Origin of the sequence: Rhizobium sp. P38BS-XIX (assembly GCF_012641435.1) — a bacterium.
Lineage (GTDB): Bacteria > Pseudomonadota > Alphaproteobacteria > Rhizobiales > Rhizobiaceae > Rhizobium.
The window spans coordinates 345,928-353,530 of the sequence record NZ_JABAIJ010000008.1; the positions used below are offsets into that span (position 1 = coordinate 345,928).

Consider the following 7,603-nt stretch of genomic DNA (forward strand, 5'->3'; position numbering starts at 1 on the left):
CGCTTTCCGCAGCAAAGCCGAAAAGTGCGGCCATGTCAAAATATCCGGTTGTAGAAGTTGCAACCTGCCGCTTTGAGAGGTTAGTTTCCGGACAGCAAGGGGGCATCATGAAGCTGCGGACAATCATCAAACTCGTGGTAACGACAGTGGCAACGGGTTTGGCCCTGCCGGTCGGAGCCGTGGACATGGATTCCTTTGGTGGACATTCGGTTACCATCAAGGAAAAGGATTTCCAGAAGGTACTCGTTGTTGACGGACGAGAGCTGCACACCGACGAAATCATCACCTTCGACGATATCTATGCCTTCAACGACACCCTTGTCGTCGTCGGTTCAAGCTCACCCGGCGGAAATGCCTGCGATGCCTCGCCTTTCGTGCTATCGTTTCCCGCCAAGGGCGCTCCGCGTTTCGATGGGCCAATCGACAGCTGCGCCTCCGTTTCGCATCAGGTTGACGGCGCGAGCTTTGTCTTCTCGACCGGAAACGTCCCCGGACACGATACGGAGCGATGGCAATGGACCGCTGGCGGCGGCATCACGTCTCTTCCATCCGTCGCCTTCAAGCCGGATGCATCGACCGGCTGGGCAAACCTGCGCGAACGGGCATTCACACATCCATCCGACGCCTTCAAGAATGGCGAGATCGCCGAGAGCCTGAAAGCCGTTCTTGGAGCAGATTTCGACCATTTCCAGGAGCTTATGAGTGGCGTGGGAAGCGGCCAGTTCAAGGGCGATGATTTCGTCGGCTCTGCCTGCCGGCCACATGCCTGCCTTGACGAAGCCGGCATGATCTTTCTTTCATCCCACGACCGGCGCGTCTACGCCGCCTGGAAGCCGGACGGCAAGAAGATCGCTGTCTTTCCGTCTCCCGTCAAAGAATGGCCTGATAGAGTAAAAACGGAGCTGAAGGACTGGGCAAAGCAATGGCCTTGATTTGCCGATTGCCATAGATATTGGCTGCATCTGAACGATAGCTGGAGAGATTGGAATGCGGATTTTGGTGTTGCAGCATCTTGATGTCGAACATCCCGGCGTGTTCCGCGAGCTTTGGGAGGCCAAGGGTCATGAACGCGTGACTGTGGAGCTGGATGCCGGCGAAGCCATTCCAAGCTTCGAAGGCTTCGATATGCTCGCTGTCATGGGCGGCCCGATGGATGTGTGGCAAGAGGACATCCATCCGTGGCTCGCCGTCGAAAAGGCGGCCATACGCAGATGGGTCGTCGAACGCGGCGCACCCTATCTCGGCATATGCCTGGGCCATCAGCTTCTTTGCGAAGCCCTTGGCGGCAAGGTGGATCTGATGCGCAAACCCGAAGTGGGGCTGGCGGAAATCGAACTCTCTTCGGCCGGACAATCAGATCCTGTTTTCCAAGGCTTTGAACAGAAATTTGAAACCTTGCAGTGGCATGGAGCGGAGGTGGCGCGGCTGCCCGATAACGCAACGACGCTGGCCGGTAACGACGCCTGCGCCGTCCAGGCATTTCGCTGGGGCAAGTGGGCGTACGGCTTCCAATATCATACCGAAATCACTCCGCAGACGGTGCCGGACTGGCGGGTCATCCCCGAATACAAGGCCAGTCTCGAAGCCGCATTGGGCGAAAAGGGCGCTGCCGAGCTCGCTGACGCCGTGCAGCCGAGGCTGCCTGAGTTCAAGGCCGCCGCCCGGAGGCTGGACGATAATCTGGAAGCAATCATTCGTGCCGGTTGATGATCCCGGGCATTTCGGATTTTTTAGCATCGATGGGATGGTGAGGATGAAGCCTGGAGCAATCGGTATGAAAGCGCTGCGGATAGCTGTGACGGCACTTATCGTGCTGCTTCCTCTGACAGCTGAAGTACTCGCCGAAGATACAACCTTGCAATGGCTGCGTGATCCCGCCAGCAAATGCCGTTTCGTGGCTCCCGCATCGCTGACCCCCGGTCCGACGTATTGGACCGGCGATTGCCCTGACGGCAAGGCTTCAGGCCTCGGCATGCTGCGGCGCCGGGATGGAAATCGCAGCGGCTTTGCCTTTTATGGTGAGATGCGAGATGGCGTTCCTACGCTCGGCGTCATCGATCTGGACGGTGGCTACAAGGTCGGCAAATTCACGGGTGGCGATATCGGCGAAGACGATCTGGAATGGCAGCCGAGATTGGATGCGTTCAACAGCGCGGTCAATGCTGCGCGCGCCGTAAGCAAACATTATGCCGCCGAGAAAAATAGCGCTTCCGCGCATCATTATGAATCCGTAGCGAAAACGCTGGAGATGCAGATCGAGTAACCCTTGCTCGATATCCACACAGCCTCCTTGAAGAGGGACGAGATGAAACGCCTGAGCCTTTGCCTTGCCGCCCTTCTGGCATGCATGACCTTGCCTGCTTTCGCCAGTGCCGCGGAAGCCGGCAAGCTGCCTGCCGAAGTCTCGGCTTTCGTCGAGCGTCGGGACGGCTGCGATCATTTCCGCGGAGAAGAAGCCACCGATGAGACGCGGGCGGCCGAAATTGCCGCAAAGCTGGAAAGCCTGTGCAAAGGCACGGATGCCGAGTTGGCGACACTGAAGAAGCGATATGCCAGGAACAAGGCCGTTCAGAAGGCATTGGCAGTCTATGAAGGGACGATAGAGTAGATCGGCGCGGCAAACCTTGTTTCCGCGCCGGAATTTCAGCCATTTCAATCGGCCAGCGTGACGCCCGAAATATCCTCGCATACGGACACGAGCCTATCCTGCAAAGCCCGATCGCTCGCTTGCGGGTTCGGCGACATCTCCTTCATGTGATAGAAATAGCGACCGGTGATCTCCGCCTGCGGACTGCCATCCGTGGCAAGCCAGGCCTGGGTCAGATGCGCCTGATCCATATCATCCGGAGCACCCGGGCCACCCATTTTCGTCGGCACCCAACCCGGCTCCAGCGCGTTCGACAATACGTTGCTCCAGCGTCTGGCGATCGCAAAGGCCAATATGGTGTCGTGCAGCTTGCTCTCGGCATAGGCGGTGGACCCGTTCCATCGACGCGTCTTCCACAGGATGTCATCGAGATTTGCGGCGGCATGGTGATGCATGCCGGAAGAAAGATAGACAAGCCGCTTCGGCCGCTCGATCAGTGCGGTGAGGATATAGGCCGATAGCGTATTGATGGCGAAGACATGGGGAAGTCCATCGGCCGTGACACGATGGGGCTCCCGGTAACCGACCGCTGCATTGTGGATCACCGCATCGAACTGACCCAGTGCATTGACGGCCTCGGCAACTGCCTTGGCGCCGGCGATCGTTTCGAGGTCACCAACCACGATCGCTTGGGCGGAGGGCAATGCGCGCCGCACATCCTGGGCCCTGGTTGCATCGCGAGCATGCAGCACGACCTGGTGACCTTGGCTGACGAGAAGCTCGCCCGCCATCAGGCCAAGCCCAGCGGACGATCCGGAAATGAAGATACGAGACATGGGACACTCCTTCGGCCGTATCGGCCAATAGATAATCTGATTACGGCAATCGTCGAGAGACTAGGTGCGAGTAGCGTGGGCAGTAAGGGAAAGCGCCGCTCCGACAAGCGCACAAACGGTTCCGAAGAGGTAGACCGACGCATAGCCGAACTCTCCTGAAATGAAGCCCGCGATCGGACCGGAAATGCCGTAGGCAATATCGAGGAAGGCCACGAACGCGCCCATGGCACTGCCGCGATTGGCTGGCGGAACACGCTTCAACACCTCGACGCCCAGAGCCGGAAAGATGAGCGCGCAACCAAGGCCGGTCACAAGCGCTCCCGCCAGTGCCGTGATCTCGTTGGGCGCCAGCCAAACCAGCAACTGACCGATGGCCTCGACCACGAGCGACCATAACGCGACCTGATAGCCGCCCATACGGTCGGGCAGTGATCCGAGGACGAGGCGAACGAAAATAAAGCCGATCCCAAAAGCAGTCATGACCAATCCGGCATTGCCCCAGCCCCGCGCTGCGAAATAAAGCGACGCAAATGCGGTCAGGCCCGACAGTCCAACGCCCTGGAGCAGGAGACCGGAGCCTTCACGCCAGATCTGCCCCACGACCTTGTAGAAAGGAAGACGTTCTCCAGCGGCGACCGCATAAGATAGCTGACGAAATGCGATCACGGCGCCAATCAGAGGTGCAGCAATGCAGGCAGTCATAGCCGCGGCAAGCCCGTAGGTCTGATAGACGGCCATTCCGATGGGTGCGCCAATCGCAAGCGCGGCGAACATGGCAATGCCGGTCCACGACATGGACATGCCGGCGCGCTGCGGACCGACCGATGCGATCGACCAGGATACGCAGCCCGTCACGAACTGGCTCTCTCCGAAGCCGGCCGACAGACGCCCCAGAATAACGATCGCAAGCGCGATCGAAGGCGACAATCCCGGAGCGGCCGCAATGAGATAAAGCAATCCGGCGAAGGCGCAGACAGCGGCTCCCTGCAGGGCAGAACGCTTGCCGCCATGATGGTCTGTAACACGACCCGCATAACCACGGGTCAGCACCGTTGCCAGGAACTGGATGCCGATGACCAGCCCGACGACAAAATTATCGAAGCCAAGCCTGTCGTGAATGAAGAGCGGCATGACCGGAAGTGGAAGGCCGACCGCCAGATAGCCGCAAAACAGGGCGGCGATGATGCCTGGCGCGGGACGAGACAAATATTCCGGTTTCGACTGAGCCTCGGTGGCAGTGTTTGATGCCGATGTGGACATAACATCCTCCATGGATGCGTTGGGACACGGAGGCGCCGTCTATTCCTGACGGCGCACTCCTGATCAGACTGCTAAGTCGACGATGGAAATCAGTCGAAGAGACCCGGGCGGTATCCGCTTGCCTGGAAGAGGTGGTCGCGAGAAGCGGTCGCCTCCGTGGCCACCTTGTCGACGTCCACGCCGACCAGCTTGCCACCGCGCTTACGGATTTCACCGGCAACCATGACGGTATCGACATCGGAGCGCTCGACGGCCTGCACAATGGTGCCAATGGCATTGGTTACAGGCGCGACGGCGATGCCGCCGGTGCGGATCATGACGATATCCGCCTGTTTGCCCGGCGTGAGCGAACCGATCTCGCCGTCCAGTCCAGCGGCGCGCGCGCCGTTAATCGTTGCTGCCTGAAGAACCGCATCGACTTTGATCGGTGCCGGTGCGTTTTCCTCGCCTCGAAAACGACGATAGCGCATCGCGGATCGCTGCTGCCCGAAGAGAGCATGCATTTCGCCGAACATATCGCTGCCGAAAGCCGTATCGAGGTCTATCCCGAGCGCTGGCGCAAGGCCGTGATCGATCGCTTGCTGATAGGCAAAATTCTCGTCATCGAAACCGAAGAGCGCGTCGGAGCGTGGATTGACCGTGATGTTGACGCCGGCCGCGGCCAGGCGTTTCCAGGTTTCTTCCGGAAGGCGCGTGCAGTGATTGAAGATGTTGTGCGGGCCGAGCATCCCCGGCTCGTCAAATTCCGGACCGAGCTTGGCCAGATCGCCGATGAACTCCGTCAGAATGCGCATGTCGAGTTCGCGGGCGGCCCGCCACCAGTCCATGTTGAACTGGCCGAACAAACCGACCTGAACCAAATTGCCGCCGTCATTCCACTTGGCGGCAAGCCGCTTCAGGTCCGCGGGAAGATGCGCGGCAGAAGCACCCTTGTCCATGGCGGCACCAACCATATGCAGGGCGCGGATGCCGCTGGCGGATAGCGCGTCCAGCGCCGCATCCGTATGTTCCGGGCTGCGCGATGAATGGCACGCATCGATGACGGTTGTGATGCCGGCATCAAGGCAGGCAAGCGCCGTCAGCCTGGTGCTGGCAAACATATCGGCCGGCCGATAATGTGCGCCCAGCTTTTCCGCAACGATACCGATGTAAGCAAAGAGATCGTCGACATCCGGCATCAGCCGGCGCATCACGCCGAGCCACATGTGATGATGCGCATCGATGAAGCCCGGCATCACGATAGAGCCGGTCGCGTCGATAATCGTCGTGTCCTCGACAGGCAGATGTGCAGCGATGGCGGAGATCCTGGAGCCTTCGACCAGCAAGTCGCCGATCGCGAGATTGGGGATGTCATTATCCATGGTGACGATAGTGCCGCCCCTGAAAAGCGTTCTGGCGGTGGTGCGCGCGCTCATGGCTCGTTCCTTTCACGTTGATGAGACGCCGCCTTTATCGCTCCTGGAGCCACTTGAATTAAGTGCGGTTATGTCAGATGTTTCCTGACAAAAAATCAGGAGATGATCTATGCCGTTCGATGGGAGAGTTTTATCGGGCGTGGGTGTGCTCGCCGCGGTCGTCGAAGGCGGCAGCTTCGTCAAGGCGGCGGAACTGCTCGGCATGACCGATTCCGGCATAAGCCGTGCGATCGGCAGACTTGAAGCGCGCATCGGGGTGCGGCTTCTGGATCGCACGACGCGTTCCATGGTGTTGACGGATGAAGGGCGTCGGTTTTACGAGGACGTGAAACCACATCTGGATGGGATAGAAAGCGCCGTCATCATCGCGTCCGGAACATCGTCAACCGTTCGCGGCCGCCTGAAAGTGGATATCGACCCTTTCTTCCTGCCTCTGGTGCTGGCCGGGAGACTCGGCACATTTTGCGACCGTCATCGCGATCTCTCGATCGAATTTGTCACCCGGGAACATATTGGCGACCTTGTTGCGGAAGGCATCGATCTGGCTATCCGTTTCGGCCAGCCTCGCCTTTCGACATTGGTCTCCCGCAAGCTCATAGAGGCGCCGATCCTCACTGTCGCCTCCCCGCGCTATCTCGATCGCTATGGACACCCTGAGCATCCAACCGACCTATCGCGCCATCACTGCCTGCAATTCATCGACCCGCATTCTCGAAAGCCCTACGAATGGGAATTCATCCGCGGGCACGAAACGATCGATGTCGTAACCAGCGGCCCGCTTACCTTTACGGACCCGAAATCGATGCTGGAAGAATGCCTGGCCGGAACGGGCATCGCTCAGGTCATCGGCTGGGGCGTCGGCCATTGGCTGGAGCGAGGCGAGTTGATCGACCTCTTTCCTGACTGGCACGGCGAACAATTCCCTCTCTTCGCCTACCATCCGTCCCGCAACCACCCACCCGCAAAAGTACGCGCGTTTATCGACTTTTGCATGGAAATCGTGAGGGATTTGTAGGTGTGGCGCTTGGTAACAGGGCCATCGTAAGGTTTCTATGAGGGAAAATCTTGGCTTGAGCGGCTACCCGAGCAATGCTGCGTTCTTGATGGTGGGACGTGAGGGGATAAGGCGCTTAGCTTATTCGATGGGCTGCCAGTGGGCTCGTTTGGGCTAGCGTTGCTTAGGTCCACAACGCAGGAAAGCCCGTGTGGTGGCGGGCTTATACGTCTGATCAGTCTTGTAAGCTTTGGTTTTGGTGGGAGGCTTTGTGGTTTTCAGTCCCGGTGGGTCGGCTTTGGCTGTTTGCGGTCCTGTGAGCAGGCGTTAAATTGTCGCCCCGTTACCCAATACAAGAAGCCCGCTAGACGCGGGCCTTTTTGTATTTGGTTGCGGGGGCAGGATTTGAACCTGCGGCCTTCAGGTTATGAGCCTGACGAGCTACCGGGCTGCTCCACCCCGCGTCACCAGCGCAAATCGCGATGCGATTTGTCGCGTCAGAGCAAACTCG

At 59.1% G+C, this 7,603-nt stretch carries 8 protein-coding genes and 1 tRNA gene; 5 read left to right on the top strand and 4 right to left on the bottom strand.

The genetic code is table 11. The features are described 5' to 3' along the window. Positions 1-107 precede the first annotated feature (107 nt). The 4 genes from HGP17_RS25140 to HGP17_RS25155 are packed head-to-tail and all read left to right on the top strand — an operon-like array spanning position 108 to position 2,608. Positions 108-932, top strand: a complete 825-nt coding sequence (locus HGP17_RS25140) for a hypothetical protein (RefSeq protein ID WP_168813165.1) — start codon at positions 108-110, stop codon at positions 930-932. A gap of 55 nt (positions 933-987) precedes the next feature. Next, on the top strand, positions 988-1,707 hold the full coding sequence (locus HGP17_RS25145) for a type 1 glutamine amidotransferase (RefSeq protein ID WP_168813166.1): 720 nt from the start codon (positions 988-990) through the stop codon (positions 1,705-1,707). 46 nt (positions 1,708-1,753) lie between these two features. Continuing rightward, on the top strand, positions 1,754-2,263 hold the full coding sequence (locus HGP17_RS25150) for a hypothetical protein (protein WP_246704199.1): 510 nt from the start codon (positions 1,754-1,756) through the stop codon (positions 2,261-2,263). Between the two features lie 42 nt (positions 2,264-2,305). Next, positions 2,306-2,608, top strand: coding sequence for a hypothetical protein (locus tag HGP17_RS25155; RefSeq protein WP_168813168.1), 303 nt, complete (start codon positions 2,306-2,308; stop codon positions 2,606-2,608). A 44-nt stretch (positions 2,609-2,652) separates the two neighbouring features. Here the strand turns inward: HGP17_RS25155 and HGP17_RS25160 are convergent, their stop codons facing one another. The 3 genes from HGP17_RS25160 to HGP17_RS25170 all read right to left on the bottom strand — a co-directional run bounded on the left by HGP17_RS25160 (position 2,653) and on the right by HGP17_RS25170 (position 6,098). Then, entirely contained in the window at positions 2,653-3,423 is a 771-nt protein-coding gene (locus HGP17_RS25160; RefSeq protein ID WP_168813169.1) for an SDR family oxidoreductase, read from the bottom strand. 60 nt (positions 3,424-3,483) lie between these two features. Then, positions 3,484-4,683 (bottom strand): arabinose transporter, encoded by a 1,200-nt coding sequence (locus HGP17_RS25165; RefSeq protein WP_168813170.1) that lies wholly within the window; start codon positions 4,681-4,683, stop codon positions 3,484-3,486. 89 nt (positions 4,684-4,772) lie between these two features. Next, on the bottom strand, positions 4,773-6,098 hold the full coding sequence (locus tag HGP17_RS25170) for an amidohydrolase family protein (RefSeq protein WP_168813171.1): 1,326 nt from the start codon (positions 6,096-6,098) through the stop codon (positions 4,773-4,775). Between the two features lie 109 nt (positions 6,099-6,207). Between HGP17_RS25170 and HGP17_RS25175 the strand changes: the two genes are divergently transcribed. Continuing rightward, positions 6,208-7,113 carry a LysR family transcriptional regulator gene (locus HGP17_RS25175; protein WP_168813172.1) on the top strand — a complete coding sequence of 302 codons (906 nt, stop codon included), beginning with the start codon at positions 6,208-6,210 and terminating at the stop codon, positions 7,111-7,113. Positions 7,114-7,479: 366 nt separating this feature from the next. Here the strand turns inward: HGP17_RS25175 and HGP17_RS25180 are convergent. After that, a tRNA-Met gene (locus HGP17_RS25180) sits at positions 7,480-7,556 on the bottom strand. Between the last annotated feature and the right edge of the window lie 47 nt (positions 7,557-7,603).

Bases quoted from the DNA above. Each gene is read 5' to 3' on its own strand.
- HGP17_RS25140 (WP_168813165.1), top strand. From the start codon at position 108: ATGAAGCTGCGGACAATCATCAAACTCGTGGTAACGACAGTGGCAACG.
- HGP17_RS25175 (WP_168813172.1), top strand. From the start codon at position 6,208: ATGCCGTTCGATGGGAGAGTTTTATCGGGCGTGGGTGTGCTCGCCGCG.
- HGP17_RS25150 (WP_246704199.1), top strand. From the start codon at position 1,754: ATGAAGCCTGGAGCAATCGGTATGAAAGCGCTGCGGATAGCTGTGACG.
- HGP17_RS25155 (WP_168813168.1), top strand. From the start codon at position 2,306: ATGAAACGCCTGAGCCTTTGCCTTGCCGCCCTTCTGGCATGCATGACC.
- HGP17_RS25170 (WP_168813171.1), bottom strand. From the start codon at position 6,098: ATGAGCGCGCGCACCACCGCCAGAACGCTTTTCAGGGGCGGCACTATC.
- HGP17_RS25145 (WP_168813166.1), top strand. From the start codon at position 988: ATGCGGATTTTGGTGTTGCAGCATCTTGATGTCGAACATCCCGGCGTG.
- HGP17_RS25160 (WP_168813169.1), bottom strand. From the start codon at position 3,423: ATGTCTCGTATCTTCATTTCCGGATCGTCCGCTGGGCTTGGCCTGATG.
- HGP17_RS25165 (WP_168813170.1), bottom strand. From the start codon at position 4,683: ATGTCCACATCGGCATCAAACACTGCCACCGAGGCTCAGTCGAAACCG.